The organism is Phenylobacterium sp. P4_E10, from assembly GCF_056401675.1.
In genome coordinates this window covers 101,557-125,108 of sequence record NZ_JBFUIW010000009.1, presented here as the reverse complement: position 1 = coordinate 125,108, position 23,552 = coordinate 101,557, and the positions used below count along the sequence as shown (strand labels likewise).

At 66.9% G+C, this 23,552-nt stretch carries 22 protein-coding genes; 7 read left to right on the top strand and 15 right to left on the bottom strand.

Annotation, left to right across the window (positions count from 1 at the left end):
* Positions 1 to 255: 255 nt before the first annotated feature.
* The 3 genes from AC1DQJ_RS12505 to AC1DQJ_RS12495 form a co-directional block, all read right to left on the bottom strand.
* The gene (locus AC1DQJ_RS12505) at positions 256 to 1,356 is read right to left on the bottom strand and encodes a sensor histidine kinase (RefSeq protein WP_477603715.1); all 1,101 of its coding nucleotides are present in this window, start codon (positions 1,354 to 1,356) and stop codon (positions 256 to 258) included.
* A gap of 151 nt (positions 1,357 to 1,507) precedes the next feature.
* Positions 1,508 to 1,690: a hypothetical protein gene (locus tag AC1DQJ_RS12500; protein ID WP_477603713.1), complete on the bottom strand. Its 183-nt coding sequence runs from the start codon at positions 1,688 to 1,690 to the stop codon at positions 1,508 to 1,510.
* A 59-nt stretch (positions 1,691 to 1,749) separates the two neighbouring features.
* Positions 1,750 to 2,154 carry a glycine zipper domain-containing protein gene (locus tag AC1DQJ_RS12495; RefSeq protein ID WP_477603711.1) on the bottom strand — a complete coding sequence of 135 codons (405 nt, stop codon included), beginning with the start codon at positions 2,152 to 2,154 and terminating at the stop codon, positions 1,750 to 1,752.
* A 248-nt stretch (positions 2,155 to 2,402) separates the two neighbouring features.
* Here AC1DQJ_RS12495 and AC1DQJ_RS12490 point away from each other — a divergent pair, with 248 nt between their 5' ends.
* A complete protein-coding gene (locus AC1DQJ_RS12490) occupies positions 2,403 to 2,615 on the top strand; it encodes a hypothetical protein (protein ID WP_477603709.1) in 213 nt (70 codons plus the stop codon).
* Between the two features lie 18 nt (positions 2,616 to 2,633).
* Here the strand turns inward: AC1DQJ_RS12490 and AC1DQJ_RS12485 are convergent, their stop codons facing one another.
* From AC1DQJ_RS12485 to AC1DQJ_RS12460, 6 genes are all read right to left on the bottom strand, one after another.
* Positions 2,634 to 4,280, bottom strand: a complete 1,647-nt coding sequence (locus AC1DQJ_RS12485; RefSeq protein WP_477603707.1) for a M10 family metallopeptidase C-terminal domain-containing protein — start codon at positions 4,278 to 4,280, stop codon at positions 2,634 to 2,636.
* 172 nt (positions 4,281 to 4,452) lie between these two features.
* Positions 4,453 to 6,099 (bottom strand): M10 family metallopeptidase C-terminal domain-containing protein, encoded by a 1,647-nt coding sequence (locus AC1DQJ_RS12480; protein ID WP_477603705.1) that lies wholly within the window; start codon positions 6,097 to 6,099, stop codon positions 4,453 to 4,455.
* Between the two features lie 75 nt (positions 6,100 to 6,174).
* Complete coding sequence (locus AC1DQJ_RS12475; protein ID WP_477603703.1) at positions 6,175 to 6,798, bottom strand: class I SAM-dependent methyltransferase; 624 nt, start codon at positions 6,796 to 6,798, stop codon at positions 6,175 to 6,177.
* Positions 6,799 to 6,843: 45 nt separating this feature from the next.
* Positions 6,844 to 7,953, bottom strand: a complete 1,110-nt coding sequence (locus tag AC1DQJ_RS12470) for a response regulator (protein WP_477603701.1) — start codon at positions 7,951 to 7,953, stop codon at positions 6,844 to 6,846.
* Positions 7,954 to 8,139: 186 nt separating this feature from the next.
* Positions 8,140 to 10,680: a TonB-dependent receptor gene (locus AC1DQJ_RS12465; protein ID WP_477603699.1), complete on the bottom strand. Its 2,541-nt coding sequence runs from the start codon at positions 10,678 to 10,680 to the stop codon at positions 8,140 to 8,142.
* Between the two features lie 398 nt (positions 10,681 to 11,078).
* Positions 11,079 to 13,901: a TonB-dependent receptor gene (locus tag AC1DQJ_RS12460; RefSeq protein WP_477603697.1), complete on the bottom strand. Its 2,823-nt coding sequence runs from the start codon at positions 13,899 to 13,901 to the stop codon at positions 11,079 to 11,081.
* A 401-nt stretch (positions 13,902 to 14,302) separates the two neighbouring features.
* Here AC1DQJ_RS12460 and queC point away from each other — a divergent pair, with 401 nt between their 5' ends.
* Genes queC through chrA form a run of 4 tightly spaced genes read left to right on the top strand, consistent with a single transcriptional unit; the run spans position 14,303 to position 17,349 of the window.
* Complete coding sequence (gene queC / locus AC1DQJ_RS12455) at positions 14,303 to 15,034, top strand: 7-cyano-7-deazaguanine synthase QueC (protein WP_477603695.1); 732 nt, start codon at positions 14,303 to 14,305, stop codon at positions 15,032 to 15,034.
* Positions 15,031 to 15,663: a 7-carboxy-7-deazaguanine synthase gene (queE, locus tag AC1DQJ_RS12450; RefSeq protein WP_477603693.1), complete on the top strand. Its 633-nt coding sequence runs from the start codon at positions 15,031 to 15,033 to the stop codon at positions 15,661 to 15,663. The genes queC and queE overlap by 4 nt, the downstream gene beginning before the upstream one ends.
* Positions 15,664 to 15,703: 40 nt before the next feature.
* Positions 15,704 to 16,078, top strand: coding sequence for a 6-pyruvoyl trahydropterin synthase family protein (locus AC1DQJ_RS12445; protein WP_477603691.1), 375 nt, complete (start codon positions 15,704 to 15,706; stop codon positions 16,076 to 16,078).
* A gap of 50 nt (positions 16,079 to 16,128) precedes the next feature.
* Positions 16,129 to 17,349, top strand: a complete 1,221-nt coding sequence (gene chrA / locus AC1DQJ_RS12440) for a chromate efflux transporter (protein WP_477603689.1) — start codon at positions 16,129 to 16,131, stop codon at positions 17,347 to 17,349.
* Here chrA and AC1DQJ_RS12435 read toward each other — a convergent pair.
* The 6 genes from AC1DQJ_RS12435 to AC1DQJ_RS12410 form a co-directional block, all read right to left on the bottom strand.
* Positions 17,341 to 17,727 carry a VOC family protein gene (locus AC1DQJ_RS12435; RefSeq protein WP_477603687.1) on the bottom strand — a complete coding sequence of 129 codons (387 nt, stop codon included), beginning with the start codon at positions 17,725 to 17,727 and terminating at the stop codon, positions 17,341 to 17,343. The genes chrA and AC1DQJ_RS12435 overlap by 9 nt on opposite strands.
* Positions 17,728 to 17,757: 30 nt before the next feature.
* Positions 17,758 to 18,330, bottom strand: coding sequence for a TetR/AcrR family transcriptional regulator (locus AC1DQJ_RS12430; RefSeq protein WP_477603685.1), 573 nt, complete (start codon positions 18,328 to 18,330; stop codon positions 17,758 to 17,760).
* Positions 18,331 to 18,417: 87 nt separating this feature from the next.
* Complete coding sequence (locus tag AC1DQJ_RS12425; protein ID WP_477603683.1) at positions 18,418 to 18,621, bottom strand: hypothetical protein; 204 nt, start codon at positions 18,619 to 18,621, stop codon at positions 18,418 to 18,420.
* 62 nt (positions 18,622 to 18,683) lie between these two features.
* Positions 18,684 to 19,190 (bottom strand): response regulator, encoded by a 507-nt coding sequence (locus tag AC1DQJ_RS12420; protein ID WP_477603681.1) that lies wholly within the window; start codon positions 19,188 to 19,190, stop codon positions 18,684 to 18,686.
* 189 nt (positions 19,191 to 19,379) lie between these two features.
* The gene (gene aroC, locus AC1DQJ_RS12415) at positions 19,380 to 20,501 is read right to left on the bottom strand and encodes a chorismate synthase (RefSeq protein ID WP_477603679.1); all 1,122 of its coding nucleotides are present in this window, start codon (positions 20,499 to 20,501) and stop codon (positions 19,380 to 19,382) included.
* A gap of 44 nt (positions 20,502 to 20,545) precedes the next feature.
* Positions 20,546 to 21,250 (bottom strand): DnaJ domain-containing protein, encoded by a 705-nt coding sequence (locus AC1DQJ_RS12410; RefSeq protein WP_477603677.1) that lies wholly within the window; start codon positions 21,248 to 21,250, stop codon positions 20,546 to 20,548.
* Between the two features lie 76 nt (positions 21,251 to 21,326).
* Between AC1DQJ_RS12410 and pdxH the strand changes: the two genes are divergently transcribed.
* A complete protein-coding gene (pdxH, locus tag AC1DQJ_RS12405; protein WP_477603675.1) occupies positions 21,327 to 21,992 on the top strand; it encodes a pyridoxamine 5'-phosphate oxidase in 666 nt (221 codons plus the stop codon).
* Complete coding sequence (locus tag AC1DQJ_RS12400; RefSeq protein WP_477603673.1) at positions 21,989 to 23,491, top strand: bifunctional aminoglycoside phosphotransferase/ATP-binding protein; 1,503 nt, start codon at positions 21,989 to 21,991, stop codon at positions 23,489 to 23,491. The genes pdxH and AC1DQJ_RS12400 overlap by 4 nt, the downstream gene beginning before the upstream one ends.
* Positions 23,492 to 23,552: the final 61 nt, after the last annotated feature.

The following is a 23,552-nucleotide window of genomic DNA, read 5'->3' as shown; positions in this document are numbered from 1 at the left end:
ATGCCTCGCGGACAAGCGGAGATGCGGTCTTGGGCGATGCCTGGCGCGAAGTGGAAGGCTCACAAATTACAAAACATTAAGACTTATGCATTGCCTTACACTAAAGCCAGATCAATTGGGTGACTCGAACGCAACGGCAGGTGCTCTATATTTGGAGCGTTACAGGAACCGTGTTGAATTTCGAACGCGCGGATACCCTGGCCGTTCCGAGGGCGGGCTGCGCGACCTCGGGCGTCGCAGCCAGGCACGTGGGGTCTAGGCAGCCTCTTCGGTCACCGGATCCACATCATCGGCGGTTGCCAACGCGACGGGCGTATGGATGAGCGAGACCCGGGTCCCAGGGGTCATGTCCTCAAGATCTATCCGCGCCTTCAATTGGCGGGCGAGAGCCTGAATGATGCTTGTGCCGAGGCCTGAGGAGGCGGGGGCGTCCTTCGACATGCCGATCCCGGTGTCGGCCACCGAGAGCGTCCAGATCGGCCCGTCGGTCTGATAGTCGACCGTGATCTTGCCGGCTCGGTTGCTGGGAAAGGCGTGTTTCAGGGCGTTGATCACCAGTTCGGTGACGACCAGACCGATGCTGACCGACACGCCAGCGTCGACGGTGACCTCGTCGGCGACCACTTCCAGTTCGAGCCTGGCGGGATCAGGGATCATAGACGCGGCGATGGTGGCGCAGAGCTTGGTGAGATAGGCGCGCAGTTCCACCGAGCCCGTGGTGGCGCCCGCCAGTTGTTGCTGGAGGTCGGCGATGGACATCACCCGGGCATGGGCGTCGCGCAGGTGGTCGCGGGCTTCCGGCGACTGGGCGGAGCGGGCGTTCTGCATGAGCACGCTGGCGATGATCTGCAGGCTGTTGGCGACCCGATGGCTGATCTCCTGCATCAGGGCCTCATTCTTGTTGGCCAGCTCCTCGTGACGGGCGGCGCTTTCCTGCAACTGGTCCTGGTCCTTCTTGGTGGCCAGCCTGGCGTCGGTCACATCGGCGATCGCCACGAGCAGCCGCAGCTGGTCCGGGTCGCCGTAGGCGAGCTTCTGGACGTTGATCACCAGGCGGCGATCTGGCCGGCCTGGACGTTTCAGGTCAATCTCGTAGGCGTCGATGGCGGCGATGCCGTCGGCGGTGGCCTCCAGCAGCATCTGCAGCTGGGGCAGGCGCCATTCCCCAGCCCCAACCTCGGTCAGCAGACGGCCGACCGGCGCGTCGACGCCAAAGGCGCGGCTGAATGAGTCGCTCGCGGCGATGATCTTAAGGTCGCCATCGATGAGGAGCAGCGGCGCAGCGGAGGCCGCGACCATGGCTAAGGCCAGACTCAGCCCGGGGTCGATCGGCTGCAGTATGTGGCGGGCGGGCACAGGCGGCCCTTCCAGGTGACCGGAGGCTCGCGGAGCGAAAGCCATACCCGGAACAGTCGACGGCGGCGCAATTCAGGGCGTCGTCAATCGCCGCACCATATCACGAACCGATCCGATCCCGAACCGCGATGGCGCCGAGCCGCGCCGTGGCCTAGTGCGGGGCCTGGTCCAGGTGGCCGGCGTCCTGCTTCAAGAGCTGCACGCCGGCCTCGTCTGTGGCGTGCCAGAGCGCCGGGAGGAAGCGGCGCAGGCCCTTGGTCCAGCGCTTGCGATAGCGCCAGCGCTCGCCGTCCGGAGCGATGTCCAGTTCATAGGGCGGCAGGAGGGTGTCCATGTTTGATCCTCACCCGGAGCGATAGACGCCCCGGGAGCAGGATCGGCGCCAGGACGCCCCTAGTGATCTTCGCGCAGCACCACGTAGCTCGATCGGCTCGCGCTGATCAGGTGGCCGATGAGGAACCCGGCGAGCGCCGCCGCCCCGAGGGCCACATAGGGACGCTCATGTACGAAGACGTCGGCCTCTTCGGCGCGCTGCTTGGCTTGGACCTTCAGCTTGCCGTACTGGCGTTCGGCCTCGGTGCGGGCCTGGGCCGCCTTTTCTTCCACGACCGAGCGGGCGTCGCGGGCGAAGCTGGTGGCGGCTTCGGCCAGGGCGCCGGAGGCTGCGACCGCACTCTTGCGCGCGTCCTTGGCCGCCCGCCGGGTGTCGCGGACGTCGCCAGCGGCGTCCTTGAAGCTATCGGCGGCTTCACGCACGGCCGCGCGGGCCTCGCCGTTGGTGCCATAGGCGTTGGTCATCTGGCTCTCCACTGTTGGGGTGCGCCGCAGCGCCCACGTCTCCTTGGGATGGAACCCTTGAAACGAGGCCGCGGCCCGAGGGTTCCGGTCCGCCTTCGGAAACGGCGCCGGCGGCTTGCGGGCCACTCAGCGTGTTTTTCTAGTGGGCGACATCATTCCGTCATTGCGCCGCAGCAGAATAACGGTACGTCGCTTTTGCAGGTGCTCAGTAGCGTACGGCCCCTGCGGGTCAGAATGAGGCAGTTCCGATGATCATGACGTCACTTCGAGTTTTCCCCAGCCTGTTCATCGGACGGCGTGAAGTGATTCAAGCGGTGGAAACCGCCGCGATCGACGCCGATCAGCCCGGCTCGGCCTTTCTCTGCGGCGCCTGCGAAGAAGTCGTGATGACTGGCAAGGATAACGGCGCCATGCGCGACGTCGTCGTGAAGTGCCGCTGCGGCGAGTACAACCAGCTCTAGCCTTTTTGAGCCGCCCGGTTAGATCGCGACGATCCAGCCGGGGCCAAGAGACGCCGCGCTGACGCCGACCAGAACCATCTGGGCGCCGCCGCTGAGCGATATCACCGTGTCCGCGCCGACCTGGGCGACCGTCCAGGTCGCGCCTTCGCTGACCAGCACACGATCGCTCTCGGCACGGTCGAAATCCATCACCCGGTCGAGCTCGGCGTCGCCCCAGGTGTGGAAGCTGTCTGCGCCGGTCCCGCCCCACATGGTGTCGGCGCCGCGGTCGCCGGACATCCAGTCGTCGCCAGCGTCACCGTACATGATGTCGTTGTGCTGGCCGCCGCGCATCAGGTCGGCGCCGATGGACGCCGTCATCGTGTCGTCGCCCATGTTGCCGTACATGATGTCGGCTCCGTCCTCGCCGAACAGCTGGTCGTTGTCCTGACCGCCGACCACCCAATCGTCGCCCTGGCCGCCATAGACCGTGTCCGCGCCCATGTTGCCGTGCATGTCGTCGAAGGCCGCGCCGCCGACCAGGTAGTCGGCGCCGGCTTCGCCGCGGATGAAATCCTGTCCGTCGCCGCCGTTCACGCTGTCATTGCCCGCGCCGCCATATAGATCGTCGTCGCCGACCGCGCCGGTCAGGCTGTTGGCCGCTGCATTGCCGTTGATGGTGTCGTTAGCCAGGCCGCCGATGGCGTTCTCAATGGTCGCGCCGGCCGCCACCGCCACGTTTCCGGTCAAACCGCCGACATTGGAGAAGTAGCCGGCCCGCAGGTCGATTAGCTGGTCGTTCGAGAAGCCGGAAAAATCAAACGTATCGACGCCGCCGGCGTCCCAGACCGCGAAGATCAGCTTCGAGCCCGAGGCGACCACGTCGAACCAGGGCCGTGCAGCCGTCGAATTGAAGCCGTAGGTCGTGTCGCCCGTGCGGGTCGACATGTTGGCCCCGTACTCCATCTGGGCGGCGGCTATGTCGTCGAGCATCGGCGCGGCGGCGTAGCGCCCGCCGAAGTAGCCGCCGGTGTTGCTCTCGCCGAAGTAGCTCATCACCGTGAACTGACGGGAATCCTCGTAGTAGATCGCGCTGGTCGCATAGGTCGCGGCGCTGTCGGAATCGTAGTCGGCCGGATGGTCGAGGCCGATGGCGTGGCCGATCTCGTGGACCAGGACTTGCGCGCCATAATTGCCTTGGGAAGGGTTGGCGTTGGTCCCCTGGCTGACGTTCACCCAGACGTCGCCGGCCAGGGAATTGCTCGATTGTGAGCCCGGGAAGTAGGCGAAGGCGCTCGCCGAGGACTGCCCGCCCGAATAGTTGGCGAACAGGATCGTCGCCTGGTCGGAATAGGCGCCTTCGCCGAAGGTCGCGAAGCCTACCCGTATGAATTTGATGTTGGCCACGTCGCTCCAGCCGGCCAGGGCCAATTCGGCCTGCGCGATCTGGGCTTCGTTGAAGCGCGAGAACCCGGTGGTGTCGTCGGGCATGCTCAGCGGCGCATTGGCCCGAAAGCCGTAGCTGATGGTCGCCGGCGCGCCGAGTGAGCCGGACCAGCCGGGCTCGCCCCGGATCAGCTGATCAGCGGCCTGCGCGACCGTGTAGCTGGTCTTGGAGCCGGCCACGCCGCCGCGTTCGTCGGCATTCAGGAAGTGCTGCGGAGTGATGTCGCGATCGGCAAGCATACGCTTCTTCCGGAAGCCCCAACGGAAATCGCAGGCCAGCGGAGGGGGCGAGCAACGCCGTCCTGGCCCGCTCACATATCCGGCGGCAAGCTTGCGAAAGAATTACGGAGTTCGCCCCGCTCGTTGCAGCCGCGATCGGGCGACTTGGAGGGCGAGCGCGCGAAACGCGGACCTAGATCGCGATGATCCAGCCCGCGCTCAAGGCGCCTGCGTTGACGCCCATCAAGGTCATCTGGGCGCCGCCGCTGAGCGTTATCACCGTATCGGCTCCGGTCTGGGCCAAGCTCCAGGTCGCGCCTTCGCTCACCAGCACCCTGTCGCCCTCGCCGCGGTTAAAGTCCATCACCTGGTCCCGCCCGGCGTCACCCCAGGTGTGGAAACTGTCTGCACCAGCGCCGCCCCAAATGGTGTCGTCGCCGCGGTCGCCCGAGATCCAGTCGTCGCCATCCTCGCCACGGATGATGTCGTTGTGCTGGCCGCCGCGGATCAGGTCAGCGCCGATGCTGGCGGTAATCGTATCGTCGCCCATGTTGCCGTACATGGTGTCGGCGCCGTCCTCGCCGAACAGTTGGTCGTTGTCCTGGCCGCCGACCACCCAGTCGTCGCCTTGGCCGCCATAGACCGTGTCGCGACCCATATTGCCCTGCAGGTCGTCGAAGTCCGCGCCGCCGTTCAGCAGATCGTCGCCCGCCTCGCCGCGGATGAAGTCGCGCCCGCCCGCGCCGGTGAGCGTGTCGGCGCCCGCGCCGCCATAGAGGGCGTCGTCGCCGACCGCTCCAGCGAGGGAGTTCGCCGCGTCGTTGCCGTTGATGGTGTCGTTGGCGCCGCCGCCGATCGCGTTCTCGATGATCGCGCCGACCGCCACCGCCACATTGCCGGTCAGGCCCCCGACGTCGGAGAAGAAGCCGGGCCGCAGGTCGATCTTCTGGCTGACGCCAAATCCGGAAAAATCGAAGGTGTCGACTCCGCCGGCGTCCCACACCGCGAAGATCAGCCGCGAGCCGGAAGCCACCACGTCGAACCAAGGCCGCCCGGCGGTGGAGTTGTAGCCGTAAGTCGTGTCACCCAGGCGGGTCGACATGTTGGCCCCATAGGCCAGCTGCGCTGCCGCGATGTCGTCCAGCAGGGGCGAGGCCGAATAGCGTCCGGCGAAATAGGCGCCCGTGTTGGACTCGTTGAAGTAGCTCATCACCGTGTACTGGCGGGAGTCCTCGTAATAGATCGCGCTCGATGCGTAGCTGGCGCCGCCGCTGGCGTCATAGTCGGCCGGATGGGCCAGGCCGATGGCGTGGCCGATCTCGTGCAGCAGCACCGAGGCGCCGTAATTGCCCTGGACGGGGGTGGCGTTGGTGCCCTGGGCGCCGTTGACCCAAACGTCGCCGGCGAGCGCGGTGCTGGCGGTCGAGCCGGGATAGTAGGCGAAGGCGGTGGCCGACGCCTGTCCGCCCGCATAGTTCGAGAACAGGATCGTCGCCTGGTCGGAATAGGCGCCCTCGCCGGACGTTCCGGAGCCGACCCGCTGGAACTTGATGTTGGCCACGTCGCTCCAGCCGCCCAGGGCCAGCTCCGCCTGGACGATTTGGGCGGTGTTGAAGCGCGAGAAGCCGGCGGTGTCCTCCGGCATGGGGGAGGGGGCGTTGGCGCGGAATCCGTAGCTGATGGTCGCCGGCGCGCCGAGCGAGCCGGACCAGCCGGGATCGCCCCGGATCAGCTGATTGGCCGCTTCAGCGACCGTATAGCTGTTCTTAGCGCCGACGACGCCGCCACGTGCGTCTGCGTTCAGGTAGTACAGCGGGCTGGTGTCACGCTCGACGAACATGGGGCCATCCGGCCCCCCGACGAGGAAAATCTACGCCTGCGCGCTTCGCTGGCCAATTAGGGTTTGCTTAGACGCCTATGCGGGTTTTGCCCCACCCCACTCGTTCCAGCCCGCGAACCGCGGCGTTCCGGGCAGGTACATCGAGTCCATCCATTCGACCTCGAAACCTTGCGTCTCGATGGCGCGCGCGATGGGGCGGCTGAGATGGCAACCGCCGGCGATCCGCTTCCACAGCGGCTCGATGCGCCGTTGCCATTTGGCGACGTCTGCGTCCGGGGCCAGACCGTGTTCGCAGAAGAGGAACCGGCCGCTGGGCTTCAACACCCGCCTCGCCTCCTGCAGCGCAGCCGTCGGTGTGTGGACCGAGCAAAGCGTGAAGGTGCAGACCACGGTGTCGAAGGAGGCGTCCTCGTAGGGCAGGGCCTCGGCTGTTCCCTCGCGGATCTCCACCGACAATCGCGGGTCGTGCGGCGCCGCCTGGGCCTGCGCGCGCAGTTCGAACGAGGGATCGACCCCATCGACCCGGGTCACCTTCGCCAGGTCATAGAAGCTGAGGTTGAGGCCCATGCCGACGCCCAGTTCGAGCACCCGGCCGCTGGCCAGCGGCACGATCTTGGCGCGCTGCTTCATCATCGGCGGCGAGGCGCAGGCGCAGGTCAGCAGCCGAGGCAGGATGAGACGGTCGTAGAGTGAGGCCATGGCCGCGACGATGGCCCAGCCTGGGGCGCGCGGCTAGTGCGCGAGCTAGGCCGCGGCGGACTCGTCCTCGCCGCTGCCCAGGTTCTCCTGCAGGGCGCGCAGCAGGTTCTCGGGCTTCATCGGCTTTTCGACGACGCCGTTCATGCCGGCCTTCAGATAGCCGGCGGCGTCTTCGGGATCGGCGTTGGCGGTCAGCGCGATGATCGGCACGCGGCCGGCCGCGCCGGGCAGGGCGCGGATCTCGCGGGTGGCGGTGACCCCGTCCATCCGCGGCATCTTGATGTCCATCAGGATCAGGTCGAAGCGGCCGGTGCGCGCGGCTTCGACCGCCTCGACGCCGTCCGTGGCCGATTCCGACGTGCAGTCGAACATCTCGCAGAGGGTCTCGGCGACCATGCGGTTGGTCGCGTTGTCGTCGACGACCAGAATGTGCGCGGCGCGTTCCGCCTGGCCCAAGGTTTCCTCGGCCGGAGCTTCCTCTTCGGCGCTCGGTACGTCGATCGCGAACACCAGGGTCTCGCCGGCGCCGACATTGGCTTCCGAATGGACCTCGCCGCCCATGGCGTCGACGATCCGGCGGCCCAGGGCCACGCCCAGCGCGGTCTCCAGCCCGAACAGGGCCTCGATCTCGCGGATGTCCAGGGTGCGGTCGCCGATGACGCGGTCGGCGCCACCACGAATTCGGCCTTCCAGGCGGGTCAGGCCGTCGTGGCGGGTCGCCTTCAAGGTGGCTTCAACCGCGCCGCGCCGCACCCCGGCCAGGGTCTGGGCGATGAAGGCGTCGAACACCTGATGCATGCGGCCGCCATCCACGATCACCATGGCGTCGGGGGCGCCGTCATACGACACCAGCAGGGTGACGCCGCTGTCGGTGGCGCGCTCCTGCCAGCGGGCCTGAACCTCGTCGGCCAGGTCGGCGGCGCGCTTGGGGTGCGGGTCGAAGGACAGTCCGTCGGTGGTGGCGGACCTGAGGTCGGCGGCGGACGCAAGGATCTGACGGACGGCGCGGGCCGCTTCTGCGACGCCGGCCACGCAGGCCTGAGCGTCTACGCCCATCGGCTGGCGAGCCAGTCGTTCAGCCAAGGCGAGCACGCCCTCCATCTGCTGATGGATTTCGCTCGTTACGCGCTCGTAGAAGAACTCGGGCAGAGACATGAACGCCGGCGTCCTGGGGGGAACTTATGCTCAGCATGGGCCTAAGCGCTTGCGGAGACGTTAAATTCCACTCTGGGTGCGCACTAACTGGCGATTTGGCGAAAAAGCCGCGTCTGGCCCCCGCAAACACGAAAGGGCGGCGGAATCGCTTCCGCCGCCCTTCGTTTCCAGGTCGTAGCCGCCGGTTTAGAAGCGGTACTGCAGTTCCACGCCGTATGTGCGCGGCTGGATCAGGCCGCGGGTGATCGCGGTGCTGGTCTGGCGCAGATAGGTCGTGCCGCCGACCGCCAGGCCCGGGTTCGGGTTGGCGAACACCGCGGTCGGGTTGGTCGAGGATGTCGAGGTGAAGCCCTCTTCCTCGGTCACGTTCTTCACGTAGCCGATGAGCGAGTAGCGCTCTCCCGCGTCCTTCCACAGCACCCGCAGGTCGGCCGTGCCGTAGGACGGCACCGCGAAGTCGGGGTTGTCGAAGGGCTGGTAGGTAGTCTCGTCGGTCCAGGTGTAGCTGCCCGAGAGGATCAGCGAGCCCGGGGAGAAGTCGAACGTGTAGTTGGCGTTGAGCGCGAACTTGTTCTCCGGCGACTGGTAGATCTTCGAACCGGCCAGGTCCTGGAAGACCAGCAGCACGCCGTTGGTCGTCGCCGTGCCGCCCGACGGACGGGCCGTCGACTTCAGCGCGCTCGGATCCGCCGGATCGTAGAAGCAGCAACCCTTGGTGATCTCGGTGTGCAGGTAGCCGTAGGAGGCCGAGATCTGCAGCGGCTGGATCGGTTGCCACATGGCTTCCAGTTCCAGGCCGTAGGCTTCGGCGTCGACGTTGACGAAGTTGTTCGAGGCCGAGGTGCCGGCCGCATTCAGCTGCGACAGGTTCAGCTGCAGGCCACCGAAGTCGTTGTAGAAGGCCGAGGCGTTCAGGATCAGGCGCCCGCCGATGGTCTCCTTCAGGCCGATTTCATAGGCGTTGACCGTTTCCTCGTCGGCGGTCGGCTTCGGCGCCAGGGTGCCGAGCAGGAAGCCGCCCGACTTATAGCCGCGGCTGTACTTGGCGTAGACCAGGGTGTCGTCGTTCGGGGTCCAGTCCAGGTTCAGCGTGCCGGTGACGGCCGACCAGCTGTCCGACAGGTTGCGGAAGTTCTGCACGCCCGCTCGGGTCGGGTCCATGTCGCTGGAGACGTCCACCGCGGCAGGGCCGAACGAGCCGGCCGGATTGAAGAGGACCAGGCGCTGGTACTCGTAGCCGTCCTTCTCATCCTTGGTGTAGCGCAGGCCGGCGGTCAGCGCGAAGGCGTCGCTGAGCTTGTAGGTGCTCTGGCCGAACACCGCCCAAGCCTTGGATTCCAGCTCCGCCTGGTTGTCGGCGAAGTCGCGCGACGGGTTGGTCGAGGCCAGGCCCGCGGCGGCCAGGCTGGCGACGGCGGGAGCCGCGCCGTTGATCGAGCCGTAATAGAAGGACGGCAGGCCGAGCTGGGTCTGTTGCGGGCTGCCCAGCTGGATGCGCTGACGGTACTGTTCCTTGTACTGGTAGAGACCCAGGATCCAGCTCAGCGCCCCGTCGCCATTCGACGACAGGTTGATCTCGTTCGAATAGTACTTCTTGTGCTCGTCGAAGTCGGTGGTCTGGTCGCCGTAGACAGGCACAAACGAGCCCGGCACGAAGAAGGCGTTGGTGCGGTTGGTGGAGTCGTAGTCTCCGCCAGTCTGGTAGTTGTACTGCTGGAAACCGCCGATGTACTTCAGATCAGCCCAGCCGAGGTCGTAAGTGATCGTGGTCGTGAACAGGTTGTTGCCGCGCAGCTGGCCGTAGCCGTCGCGGTTCGTGGACTGGACGTAGGGGTCCGAAACGCCCGGATTGGCGGTCGGCATGCCGAACTGCGGGTTCGGAACCAGGCCGCCGATCGGCTGGAACGTGCGGGTCGTGTCGTAGGGGGTGATCAGGTTGGCCAGGCGGTCGCCCACGCCCGTGGTGTCATCCCAGTTCGAGCGCGAGTAGCGGGCCCAGACCTCGAGATTGTCGCCCAATTCGGCTTCGGCCTGGACCTCGAAATAGGTGCGCTTGATGGTGCCGCCGTCATTGGCCCCGCCGATGTTGTCGATGAAGCCTTCGCGCTGCCAGTCCTGGGAGCCGCCGACCTTGAAGCGCAGGTTGTCGGTCACCGGGATCGAGACGGCGCCTTCGATCTTCGAGCGTTCGAAGTTGCCCCAGCCGGCGCGGATCTCGCCCGAGAAGTCGTGCGAGGGGCGCTTGGAGATGGTGTTCAGCGCGCCGCCCATGGCGTTGCGGCCATAGAGGGTGCCCTGCGGACCGCGCAGGATCTCGGTGCGCTCGACGAACAGCGAGCTCTTGAAGAGTTCCGACGAGGAGGCCGAGTAGAAGCCATCGGTGTAGGCGGCTACGCCCGGGTCGTTGCCGATGTAGAAGGTGTTGCGGCCGGCGCCGCGCAGCGACACGCGGTCGGTGCCCGAATAGTTCATTCCGGGCGTGAAGTTCACGAAGTCCTGGATGCCGGTCATGCCGCGCACGTCGCGCTGCTCGGCCGTGTAGGCCGAGACGGCCACCGGCACGTCCTGCAGAGCCTGTTCCCGCTTTTCGGCGGTGACGACCAGTTCTTCGATCTGGAAGTCGTCGTCTTCCTGGGCCATGGCGGCCGGGGCGGAAATCGCCGAGAGCGTCAGAACCGAGGCGCTGAGCGCCAGCAGCGTCCGCAGACGCGGTGCGTTGGTAGACATCAAGTATCCTTCCAGGACGGGAGGCGCTGCGTCCTCTCCGCCCGCATGATGTGCAGGGGTTCAGGGCGCGGGGAGGCGCCTAGGCGGCGGAAACTCTGCGTCCGCTGGCGCGCCGTCAATGTGACGTCTTGGGATCTCGCCCGGGACGCCGCCAGCTTTCGGCCATCTGTGGCGGAAATACCGCGTTTTCAAATTCAAGGCGCAAAAGTGATCGGCGTTCTTTGACGCAATCGTGAATCAAAATGAAATAAGGGGTTTTCCAATGTTGGGCCGGCTGGCCGCCGTCATACCGGCTCCGCAGAAATCTTGGCCGCGATTTTGACGATCGCGCACAAAAATGGGGCGGCAGGTGATCCTGCCGCCCCTTTCAGTGGGTACGTCTGGCTGTACTGCTACTACTAGAACCGCTTCGTGATCCCGATCCCGTACTGGCGGGGCTCGGTCGTGAAGGTGTTGGTGAACAGGCCCGACGAGTCGTCGGTCAGGTAGAGGTCGGTGATCGGCATCTCATCGCTGAGGTTCTTGCCGTAGATCTGAATATCCATGTCCCAGTCCTTGTTGGTGAAGGTCAGGGTCGCGTTGATGTTCTGATAGCCCTCAAGCTCGTCGCTCTCGGTGTTGAAGATCCGGGAGTAGCTGTCGGCCTGGCGGTAGTAGTCGCCGCGCAGGATCGCCTCCCAGCCGTTGTCGAACTCGAAGGTGTACTGGGCGCCGAACGCGAAGGTCCATTCCGGGGCGTTCGGAAGTTGCTTGCCTTCCAGCGACACCGCGTGGCCCTGGCCGATATTGGCCACGGTGTTTACGCCCGGCGCGTTGTTCACGAAGGCCGGGGCGGTTTCGACCCCGGCGCCGTAGTTGTAAATGCCTAGCGGACCGGCCAGAGCGGCCGGCAGGCCCGAGCAGATCCCCAGCACCGCCGACGGGGCCACCACCAGCAGCGCGGCGACACCGGCTGTGTTGGCGACACAATTGGAGCCGTCCGAAGCCTTCACCAAGGTCAGGGTGGGATCGCCTTGGGTCCGGTTGAGCAGGTCGATCGATGTTCCGGTCTCGATCTCGGTGTCCAGCCAGCCGGCCTGCATGTTGAAGCGCAGGTTGGTGACCGGTTCCCAGATGGACTCCAGTTCCAGGCCCTTGATCTTCGCGTCGACGTTCTCGTTCTGCGAGGACTTATTCACGATCTTGGAGATCTGATAGCCCTTATAATTGTAGTAGAAGCCGGTCAGGTTGAGGATCAGGCTGCCGTTCAGCAGCGTGTTCTTCGTGCCGACTTCGAAGGCGTCGACCTGTTCTGGATCGAAGCTGCTGGTCACTGCGCCGCAGCCTGGCGTGGTGGTGTCGCAGGGGGTGTTGAAGCCGCCCGCCTTATAGCCGCGCGAGTAGCTGGCGTAGAACATCGACTGCTCGGTGAAGCTCAGCTCCGGCGACCAGGTGGCGTTGACGCGCCCGGTCGTGGCGTCGTTCTCGTAGTCGACCTTGATCGCTGGGGCCGCGCCGCGGCCGCCGGTGAAGTTCGGGTTTAGGATCACGCCGGAACCCGGCGGGGGCGCGGTTTTGGTGGGACCGGCCAGCAGCGTGATCGGGGTGCTGTAGAGGGTCTTCTCGTCCTTGGTCTGACGCAGACCCAGGGTGAACTTCAGGGTGTCCGTCGCGTCCCAGTAAACTTCACCGAACACGGCGGCGGACTTGGTCAGGTTTTGGCCGCGGGAGTCGAAGTAGTTGCGGCCTTCGTTGTCCGAGGGCGGGAAGTTCGGATCCACATAGAACGGGAAGATGTGCGGAATGCCGGCCAGGTTGTTGAGCTCGGCGAAGGCCGTCAGGGAGTTGGAGAACACGTAGTAGTCTGTGATCGAGCGGAATTTCGTGTAGATGCCGCCGACGTTGAAGTTCCACGCCCCTTCATAGGCCGAATACAGCCGGAACTCCTGGGTGAATTCCTTGCTGGTGCCGGCCCCGTAGTCGAAGGAGCGCAGTTTGTTGTCGCGGCCGACCTGCGGGTCATTGAAGAAGCCGCCCGGCGCCACCAGGTTCATCGCCCCCGTGGGCGAGAAGCCGCGGGTGCCGACGATGCGGTTGTAGTCTTGGTAGCTGTAGCCTTCGTTCTGGTTGAGGCTGGTCAGCGAGGCCAGGGTCAGTTCCTCGGTGACCCGCACCGCCACGTCGATCTGGAAGAAGTCCTGCTGGCCTTGGTAGATCGGGTCGATCGTCGACTCGATGTTGCGCAGGTCGTGATCCTGCAGTTTGCCTTCGTTCAGGTTGCCGTTGGACAGGCCGCCGAGCTGGGCGAGCAGGCCACCGAGGGTCGCCACCGAGTTGACCGCCCCGTAGGCGGAGTCCTGATAGCGGGTGCCGGGGAGGCAGCCCTGGCTGAAGAAGTTCTGGTTGGCGCCGGTCGGCACCCCGCCGATCGCCACCGGGCCCGGGTCGGGGATGCAGAGCTGCTTGCCGATCCGCGAACGGTGGTCCTTCTCGTTGAAGTGTTCCCACAGCGCGGTGGCGTCGAGCCATTCGTTCGGGCTGAAGCGGAACGACAGGCGGGTCGAGGTGATGTCCCGGTCGTCGGCGTCGTTGCCGGTGTAGGTGTTTTCACCGAAGCCGTCGCGCTGGATCCAGGCGGCGGCGGCCCTGACGGCCATGTTGTCGGTCAGCGGGATGTTGACCGCGCCGCGCAGTCGCGTGGTGTTGAAGTTGCCGTATTCGCCGGTCAGCCAGCCGCTGGCGCTGGAGTCGCCGACGATCGGTTTGTTGGTGATGATGTTGACCACGCCGCCGGTGGCGTTACGGCCGTAGAGCGTGCCCTGCGGGCCCCGCAGCACTTCGACCCGCTCCACGTCGTAGAATTCGGCGTCGGCTAGGCGGTTGGCGGTGAGCGGGCTGTTGTTCTGGTGGAAGCTGACCCCGGCCTCGCCGCTGCCGACAACCTTGGTGCCGATGCCGCGGATCGAGAAGTTGTAACCGCCGAAGTTCGAGCGCGAGAAGTTCACGTTCGGAATAGCTTGAAGCAGGTTCTGGCCGCCATCGAGGCGCTGCGTCCGCAGTGAATCCTCAGAGAAGGCGGAAACGGCGACGGGAACGTCTTGCAGGGCCTGTTCGCGGCGCTGCGCCGTGACGACCAATTCTTCGATGACGGACTGGGCGAAGACAGGCGACGCAATAGAACTGAGGGCGGCGGCGGAAGCGCCCACCACCAGCAGGCTCCGCAAATGCAGAGTGTTCAACATTCCAGGTTCCTCCCAAGACGCCCGGAACTCTCTACATACCGGCCCGGTACGTCTGCATCGCCGCACGAGAATTCGTCTAAGGGCTGGCGGCCCCTCCCCCGACATCAACAGGCTCTCGCGTAGTTGTGGAGTCTGTCAACGTGACGTCGTTAAGTTATCACCGGTAATATTAAAACTGAGCACTGGCTGTGGCGTAAATACCAAGGAATCGAAAACTCGCAATTCTGGGTAGGGGTTGCAGTTGTGCGGGTGCGAACACTACAAGCTTGACCGTATTGGAATTGCTGCGTCCGCGAGATCTGGCCTAGCGAATTGATCTTCAAGCACTCGGTATGGCGAGGGCCGCGAAGACTCGACGCACCGGGCTTCCGGTTTGGCCCGCGGACGCGCATATGGGGCTGATGGAGCAAGCTTCACCCCGTTCCCGCGCACTTGTCCTGTTCTCCGGCGGCCAGGATTCCAGCGTCTGCCTGGCCTGGGCCCTGGCTCGTTACGACCATGTGGAGACCGTCGGTTTCGACTATGGCCAACGTCACGGCGTCGAGATGGAACAGCGTTCTGTGGTTCGCGAAGCCCTTCGCGCCGGGTTCCCGCAATGGGCCGGCCGCCTCGGCGAGGATCACGTCCTCGACCTCAAGGGCTTTGGCGCCGTCGGCGAGACGGCGATGACGCAGGAGCGGGCCTTCGAGGTCACCGAGAAGGGCCTGCCCAACACCTTCGTGCCCGGCCGCAACCTGGTCTTCCTGACCTACGCGGCCGCCTTGGCGGATCGTCGCGGTCTGCGTTTTCTAGTAGGAGGGATGTGCGAAACCGATTTCTCCGGCTACCCGGACTGCCGACGCGACACGCTGGACGCCCTCGAGGCCGCGCTGAATCTCGGCATGGCCCAGGACTTCGTGGTCGAGACACCGCTGATGCGCCTGACCAAGGCCGAAACCTGGAGCCTTGCCAAGGGCTTGGGCGGCGAGGCGCTGGTCGCGCTGATCGTCGAAGACAGCCATACCTGTTACCGCGGAACGCGTGGCGAGCCTCACGCCTGGGGCTACGGCTGCGGCGACTGCCCGGCCTGCGAACTTCGCGCCAAGGGCTGGAACGAGTGGGTCGCCGCCGGGCGCCCGGTGCTTGAAGCATGAGTTACGCGGTCAAAGAGATCTTCCTGACCCTTCAGGGCGAGGGCGGCCAGGCCGGCCAGCCCGCGGTGTTCTGCCGCTTTGCGGGATGCAACCTGTGGTCGGGAAGGGAAGAGGATCGCGCCAAGGCGGTCTGCACATTCTGCGACACCGACTTTGTCGGCATGGACGGCGAGGGCGGCGGCCGCTTCGCCACGGCCGAGGCGCTGGCTGAGGGGGTGGAAGCGGCCTGGACCGGCGGCCCGGAGCATCGGCTGGTGGTCTGCACGGGCGGCGAGCCGCTGCTGCAGGTCGATCCGGTGCTGATCGAGGCCTTGCACGCCAAGGGGTTCCGCATCGCGTTGGAGACCAACGGCACCCTCCAGGCGCCCGACGGGATCGACTGGGTCTGCGTCAGTCCCAAGGCGGACGCCGCCGTGGTCCAGACCCGCGGGCAGGAACTGAAGCTCGTCTATCCCCAGGTCGGCGTCGATCCCGCGAGTTTTGAACACCTGGATTTCGAGCGTTTCCTGCTGCAGCCGATGGACGGTCCCGACCGCATGGCGAACACCGAGGCGGCGATCGCCTATTGCCTTGCGCACCCTCGGTGGCGTTTAAGCGTCCAAACTCACAAGTACCTCGGCATTCCGTGACACGCGCGCACGCGCGGCCGGACGCCCCAGACCCTGCGACATGACCCAGCCCGTCTTCGAGATCACCAAGGCCGCGACCTTCGATGCGGCGCATTACTTCAGCGAAGGGCCCGATCACCGGCCCTACAAGAACCTGCATGGCCACTCCTTCAAGGTGGAGGCCACCGTGCGCGGCGTTCAGCAGGAGCCGGTGGGTTGGGTCGCCGACCTCGCCGACCTCGATGGCGCGCTGAAGGCGGTCGCCGCTGAACTCGACCATGGCCTGCTCAACGAGAAGCCCGGCCTCGAGCGTCCGACCCTGGAGCACATCTGCATGTACTTCGCCCAGCGCCTGCAGCCGCAATTCCCGGGCCTCTCGCGGATCGTCGTCTCCCGCCCGACCATCGGCGAAAGCTGCGCGATGGCGGTCGCCTAGCAGGCCAGTTCGGTCATCGCTCCGACGTGCGCAGGTGCTAGCATCGCGCCATGAACGAAAGCGCTGCGGCTGACGCCGCTGTCCGCCGTGGGCGCTGGCCCGAAGTGCTCGCCGTCTTCCTGCGGCTGGGCCTCAGTTCATTTGGCGGGCCGATCGCCCATCTCGGCTATTTCCGTGAGGCGTTCGTCGTCCGACGCCAATGGCTCAGCGAAGCGGCCTACGCCGAATTGGTGGCGCTCTGCCAGTTTCTGCCGGGTCCGGCCTCCAGCCAGGTGGGCTTCGCCATCGGCCTCATGCGCGCCGGCCCGTTGGGGGCGCTCGCAGCCTGGATAGGCTTCACCCTTCCGTCCGCGATCGTTCTGACCGCCTTCGCCTTCTGGGCAGGGGCCATGCGGGGCTCGCTCGGCCAGGGCCTGCTGCACGGGCTCAAGCTCGTCGCCGTCGCCATCGTGGCCCAGGCCGTAGTCGGAATGGCCAGGACCCTGACGCCGGACGCCCGACGGGCAGGGATCGCGCTGGCCGCCGTCGCGCTAGTGATGGCGGCCTCAGCCACCCTCGGACAGCTCGCCGCGATCGGGATGGGCTGTCTCGCCGGCCTGCTGTTGTGCCGCAACGGTGCGGCGCCCGTCCGGGACGCCCTTGTCCTCACCATACCGCCGGCGTTCGGCGTCGCCGCGCTCGCGCTCTTCCTGATCCTGCTGATCGGCGGCCCGCTGGTCGCGGCGGCGACGGCCAACCCTGCGCTGGCCTATTTCGACGCCTTCTACCGATCCGGAGCCCTGGTGTTCGGCGGCGGTCACGTGGTGCTGCCGCTGTTGAACGAGGCCGTCGTCGAGCCAGGCTGGGTGGACAGCGAGAGCTTCCTTGCGGGCTACGGCGCCGCGCAGGCGGTTCCCGGGCCGCTCTTCACCTTCGCCGCCTATCTGGGCGCGGTGATGCGCCATCCGCCCAACGGCGTGGTCGGCGCCTTGCTGGGCCTGGTGGCGATCTTCCTGCCGGGGCTGCTCGCCCTGCTGGCGGCGTTGCCCTTCTGGAGCCAACTTCGCGTCCGGCCTGCGGCGCAGGCCGCCATGCGCGGGGTCAACGCCGCCGTGGTGGGTATTCTTGCGGCCGCCCTCTATGACCCGCTTTGGACCAGCGCCGTCCATGACCGCCTGGATTTCCTGGCGGTCATGGCGGGCTTCGCCTTGCTCATCGCGTTTCGATCGCCGCCGGTCGCGGTGGTGGCGGCCGGGGCGTGCTTCGGCGTCGGCCGGGCGGTCCTAGGCTAGCTTCGCGGGCTGAAACAGCTCGACCAGATTGCCGGAGGGGTCTTCGGCCAGGATCTGCGACCCTCCGGGCCCGACGATGATGTCATTACGGAACTTGACGCCGTCGGCCCGCAGCCGTTCAGCCTCAGCGCCGATATCCTCGACGATGATCTGGAAGCGGGTCCAGCCGCCGGGCTCAGGTTGCCGGCCGTCCGGCATGGGCCGGCCGGCCGAGCTCATCTTGCCGCTCAGCAGAAGCCTGAGCGGTCCGCGCTCCACGGCCGCGAAGGCTGGCGACGCATTGGGGAGCCGGCTGAAACCAAGCTTGTCGACGTACCAGCTGGCGGACTCCATCACGTCGTTGACCATGTACCGCACGTTCACAGGGCTCTCACTCATCGGTGTTCCTCCTTGGTGTGATGCAAGCTTTCAAGGTGCGAGGCAGCGTCGCAGCAGGTTCTGCAAAGCGGCCAATGTGGCGGCGCGGTCGGCGCCGGCGGCGAGGGCGTCCGAGGCTTCATGGATCGCGGCGAAGAGCAGGCGCGCGGTGGGTTCTGGATCGACCGGCCCGAAGGCCTCGGCCTCCTGTCCGGCGCGGATCACCGCTGTGATCCGCAGGATGCCGTTGTCGGCCAGCGGACGTCGCTCGGCGAAATCCGAATGGAACACCGCCTCGCCAAACCCGCGACGCGAGAGGGTGAAGTCGATGAAGGCGCAGGCTTGAGCCTCGACGAGCGCCGGCCAGTCAATCGGCCCATCGACCTCGGTCGGCAGCGGATTGGCGGCGTCGAAGTCGGAAACGAGCCGTTCGCGCACGGTCTCAAGCAGGTCGTCCCAGCTCGGGAAGTAGAGGAAGAAGGTGCCCTTGGCGACGCCCGCTTCGCGGACCACGTCCTCGACCCGCACCTGTGAGCCATGGGCGTGGATCAGGCGCTCGGCCGCCTCGACAATTTCCAGTTTTCGCGCCTCGGGTTGGAGGCGGCGCCTCGGACGCTTGTCCATCGATCGCTCTCAACTGACTGAGGGTCATTAACTACTGACCTGGGGTCAGTGTCAAGGCCGGTCGGGACGCCGTGGGCGCTGGGATCTTCACTTTTGCTTCTTGTCGTCCTTGTCGTCGCCGTCCGGGATAACCGCCCCGGCGACCATGCCGACGCCCTTGGCGGTCACCCCCACGGCTGCGCCGGTGACGCCGACGGCGGTTCCCACCACCGCGCCGCCGACCGCCATGGCCAGGCAGCCGGACAGAGGCAGGGCGAGGGCGCACAGCAAGGCTAGGCGGAAGATCGGCATCGGCGCACTCCAACGGATATGCGCCCGGCCTAGCGGTGGAAGGTCACCAAATGGTGGCAGCTTCAGATCTCAAGGGCGCGCACATTGTCGCTGTCGCCGACCCGCCGCCATGGACCCTCGTGTTTGGGATCGACACGCCGCCGGCGATCGGGACCGAAATAGTCCCCGGCGCGGACGAAGTGGCGTGCGTGATCGACCACCTGGACCAGGCGCTCGATCACCCCGCGGGCGGTGATCGGCTTGGCCATGAACTCGTTCACCCCGGCGTCGCGGGCGTCGCGGATCGCCTTCACGGTCGAGTGGCCGGTGATCATGATCACCGGAATTAGCGGGTTTGGGCTCTCCGGCGAGGTGCGCAACAGGCGTACGAACTCGATGCCGCCCAGCGGCTCCATGGCCAGGTCGGTCAGCACGATGTCGGCGGCGTGGTTGCGCAGCGCCTGCAGTCCTTCGGCGTCGCCGGCCTCGTAGATCTGGTGGATGCCGAGCGCGCGGAGGATCTGCGCAAGCATCTGCCGCGTATGCTTGTTGTCATCGACCACAAGTACTTTGAGGCGATCCAGGCGCATGTGCTTCACACTTGATGCCGGGTGGTGGCTGACAAACTGCCGACGACTCGAACAATCCGCCCCTCGGTAAGGGCTGATTACAAGCGTGTAACTTTGCGGGTCAATCCAAAAAACACCGGTCTGCGACCTATATTCGTGGGCGCTGCAAAATGTTCTTATCGCCAGAAGATAGTTTCTGGAGCGTGCGACCTAAGGTCTAGCTTGACCGGGGGTGAAAGCCCCGCCGCCGGTCTGGGCCCGATGGCGCAGGAAGGCGTCGGCCAGCACGCAGGCGGCCATCGCCTCCACCACGGGAACGGCGCGCAGGCCCACGCACGGATCATGGCGGCCCTTGGTGCGCAGTTCGACCTCTTCGCCCGCCTCGTTGAGGCTGCGGCGCGGGGTTAGGATCGAGGAGGTCGGCTTGAAGGCGACGCGCGCCACCACCGGCGCGCCGGACGAGATGCCGCCCAGTATGCCTCCGGCGCTGTTGGACAGGAACAGCGGCTGACCGTCATTGCCCATCCGCATCTCGTCGGCGTTCTCTTCGCCGGAGAAGGCGGCCGAGGCGAAGCCCGCGCCGATCTCCACCCCCTTGGCGGCGTTGATCGACATCAGCGCCGCCGCCAGTTCGGCGTCCAGCTTGCCGTAGACCGGCGCGCCCCAGCCGGGCGGCACGCCGATCGCCTCCACCTCGACGATGGCGCCGGTCGACGAACCGGCCTTGCGCACCTTCTCCAGGTGCTCTTCCCAGATCGCCACCATCTGGGCGTCGGGGCACCAGAATGGGTTCTCGTGGCGCTGGTCCCAGTCGAAGCGGCTGCGGTCGATGGCGTGGGGACCGATCTGCACCACGGCGGCGCGGACCGTGACGCCCTTGATGATTTTGCGGGCCACGGCTCCGGCCGCCACTCGCGCAGCGGTCTCTCGCGCCGAGGAACGTCCGCCGCCGCGATAGTCGCGCACGCCGTACTTGGCGAAGTAGGTGTAGTCGGCGTGGCCAGGTCGGAACTGGGTGGCGATTTCGCCATAGTCGCGCGAGCGCTGGTCGACGTTCTCGATCAGCATCGAGATCGGCGTGCCGGTCGTCACCTGGCCGTCGGTGCGCTCGTCCTGGAACACGCCGGACAGGATCCTGACCGCGTCCGGCTCCTGGCGCTGGGTGACGAACTTGCCCTGGCCGGGTCGGCGCTGGTCGAGCCACACCTGCACCTCTTCGGGTGTCAGGCCGATGCCGGGGGGGCAGCCGTCGATGACGCAGCCCAGGGCCGGCCCGTGGCTTTCGCCCCAGGTGGTGACGCGGAACAGATGGCCGAAGGTGTTGTGCGACATGGCGGGGTTCTTAAAGCCGTGGCTGGCTCAAGGCTAGAGCGCGGCTAGGCCGCCCACGCGGCGGCGAAGCGGCGGCGTAGGGCCTTGGTGGCGGTGTCGATGGTGCGGGCCTGGGCGGTCAGCCGCAGGAACAGGTGGCCTTCCGGGTGGTCGCCCCGCGCCGGCAGGCCCTGACCGACCAGCCGGATCAACCCGCGCTCGGCGGCCCTTCTGGTGATCCAGACCACCCGGCGGCCTAGCGGGGTGTCCACCGACACTCGGCCGCCCTGGGCCAGCACGTGAGGGTGCAGCGGCGTGGTCAGCCAGATGTCGTGGCCGCGGACCATCATCTGGCCGTCGCCGCGCACCGCGATCTCGAACATCTCGCGTCCGGCTCGCAAGGTGTCGCCGCTGCGCAGGCCGGCGGGCAGGGTGATCTTCAGGCCCCGCCCGTCCGGCGTCTCGTGCAGCACGACCCCGCCGTTCAGGGCCAGCATCGGGGTGATCGGCAGGATGCTGTCGCCGGCGGCTGGATAGCTGACGGTTGGCGGCTGGATGATGCGGTCGGCCGGCGGCTGCTCGCCCAGCAGGCGGTAGGCCTCGACCACCTGGCGGAACTGCTCGGCGTCGCCGCCGGGCCGGTCGGGGTGGGCCTGCTTGGCCGCCTCGCGAAACGCGCGGCGTAGCTCGGCGGGCGTCGCGGCTTGGCCTACGCCCAGCACCACACGCGCCCGCTTCCTGTCCATCGAGGGTGACTGTGGCGTGGCCATTCGCAAACTCTGACGCGGACGTGGTCAACGGCGCGTTAAGCATGGCAAGCGCGCCGGTACGCGCTATATCCGCGCCATGAGCGACAAGGCCGAAATCCCTCCCTCGCCCAGCGAGGACGAGTACGTCCGTCAGGTGACGGCGGCGCAGCCGCCGCCGCTGCTGGCCGCCCAGGATCCATTCGAGCTGTTCTCAGAATGGATGCACGAGGCCGTGGCCAAGGAGCCGAACGACGCCAACGGCATGGCCCTAGCCACCGTCGACGACGCCGGCATGCCCGACGTTCGCATGGTGCTGCTCAAGGACGCCGGCCCAGACGGCTTCGTGTTCTACACCAATCTCGGCAGCGCCAAGGGCCGCCAGCTGGCGGCCAATCCCAAGGCCGCCCTGCTGTTCCACTGGAAGTCGCTGCGCCGCCAGGTGCGGGTCCGCGGCACGGTGATCCCGACGACGCCGGAGGAAGCCGACGCCTATTTCGCCACCCGTGCGCGTCCGGCCCAGATCGGCGCCTGGGCCTCGGAGCAGAGCCAGGCCCTGCCAGACCGCCTGGCGCTGGAAAAGCGCATCGCCGAGGTCGGCCTGAAGTTCGGCATCGGCAAGGTGACCCGCCCGCCGCATTGGTCCGGCTACCGCGTCCAGCCCGAGGTGATCGAGTTCTGGCGTGACCGCCCGTTCCGGCTGCACGAGCGCCTGGTCTTCACCCGCGTCGCCGAAGGCTGGACCACCCAGCGCCTCTATCCGTGACCGACGCCGAAGAGGCCGAAGTCGTCGCCTGGCTGGAGGGCGACTCCGAGAAGAAGATCGAGACCGGCTGCGCCTGGGTGTTCCTGGCCGGCGACACCGCCTTCAAGGTCAAGAAACGGGTCGACCTCGGCTTCCTGGACTACTCGACCCTGGAATTGCGGCACTGGGCGCTGGAGCGCGAGCTGCGCTTCAACCGCGCCGCCACCTCGGACATCTACCGCTCGGTGCGCCAGATCACCCGCGCGAGCGGCGGCGGCCTGGAGCTGGACGGCCCGGGCGCGGTCGTCGAGTACGCGCTGGAGATGCGCCGCTTCGACGAGAGCTTCGTGCTCGCCGCCCGACCCTGGGCGGTGGACGGCAAACTGGCCGACGCCCTGGGCCGCGAGGTCGCTGCAGTCCACGCCCGCGCCGAGCTGCGACCGCAGGGCGGCGGCGGCAAGGCGCTGAAGTACACCATCGACTCCAACGCCAAGCTGATCCGCGAGCTGGCCTCCAAGCTCGGCCACGAGCGGGTCGAGGCGCTGATCGCCGCCACCGACGCCGAGTATTTCCGCCGCGAGCCGCTGCTCGACGCGCGCCGCGCCGCCGGCTTTGCACGCCAGTGCCACGCCGACCTGCACCTGGGGAACATCCTGCTGGAGGACGGCAAGCCGGTCCTCTTCGACTGCATCGAGTTCAACGACGTCCTGTCGGACATCGACGTGCAGTACGACATGGCCTTCCTGTTGATGGACCTCGACTTCCGCCGCCGCCGCGACGCGGCGGTGCGGGTGCTGTCGGCCTATCTCGATGAAGGCCTCCGCGGTTTCGGCGCTGAACTTCTGGAAGGCCTCGCCGCCCTGCCGCTGATGATGGCGGTCCGCGCCGGGGTGCGCACCCACGTCCAGGCCCACAGCGGCGACCTTGAGGCCGCCAGCGCCTATCTCGACGCCGGTCTGCGCCACCTTTCCCCGCCGCCGCCGAAGCTGACTGCGGTCGGCGGCCTCTCAGGTTCCGGCAAGTCCACCTTCGCGCGGCTGATCGCGCCGGGCCTCGGCGCCTCGCCTGGCGCAGTGGTGTTGCGCACAGACGAGATCCGCAAGCGCCTGCTCGGCGTGGCGCCCACCGCGTCGCTGCCGTCCAGCGTCTACTCGCCGGCCTTCTACAACGACGTCTACGACACCCTGTTTCGCGAAGCCCGCGCCCTGCTGGACGCCGGCCGCGCCGTGGTCGTCGACGCCACCTTCATCCAGCCGGAGCTGCGCGGCCGGGTCGAAGCCCTGGCCAAGGACGCCGGCGTGCCATTCCACGGCGTCTGGCTGCAGGCCTCGCCCGAGGTGCTGGCCCAGCGCATCGAGGGCCGGGAAGGGGACGCCTCCGACGCCACCGTCGCCACCCTGCAGATGCAGCTCGACCGCGACGTCGGCCCGATCGACTGGATCGCCGTCGACGCTTCCGGCCCGGCCCAGGACGCCGCGGAGGCCTGGTCGATCACCCACGGCGGCTCGCCGCTGGCCTAATGAAGGTCGAGTTGCTCCCCCGCTGGGGGAGCTGTCAGCCGCATGGCTGACTGAGGGGGGC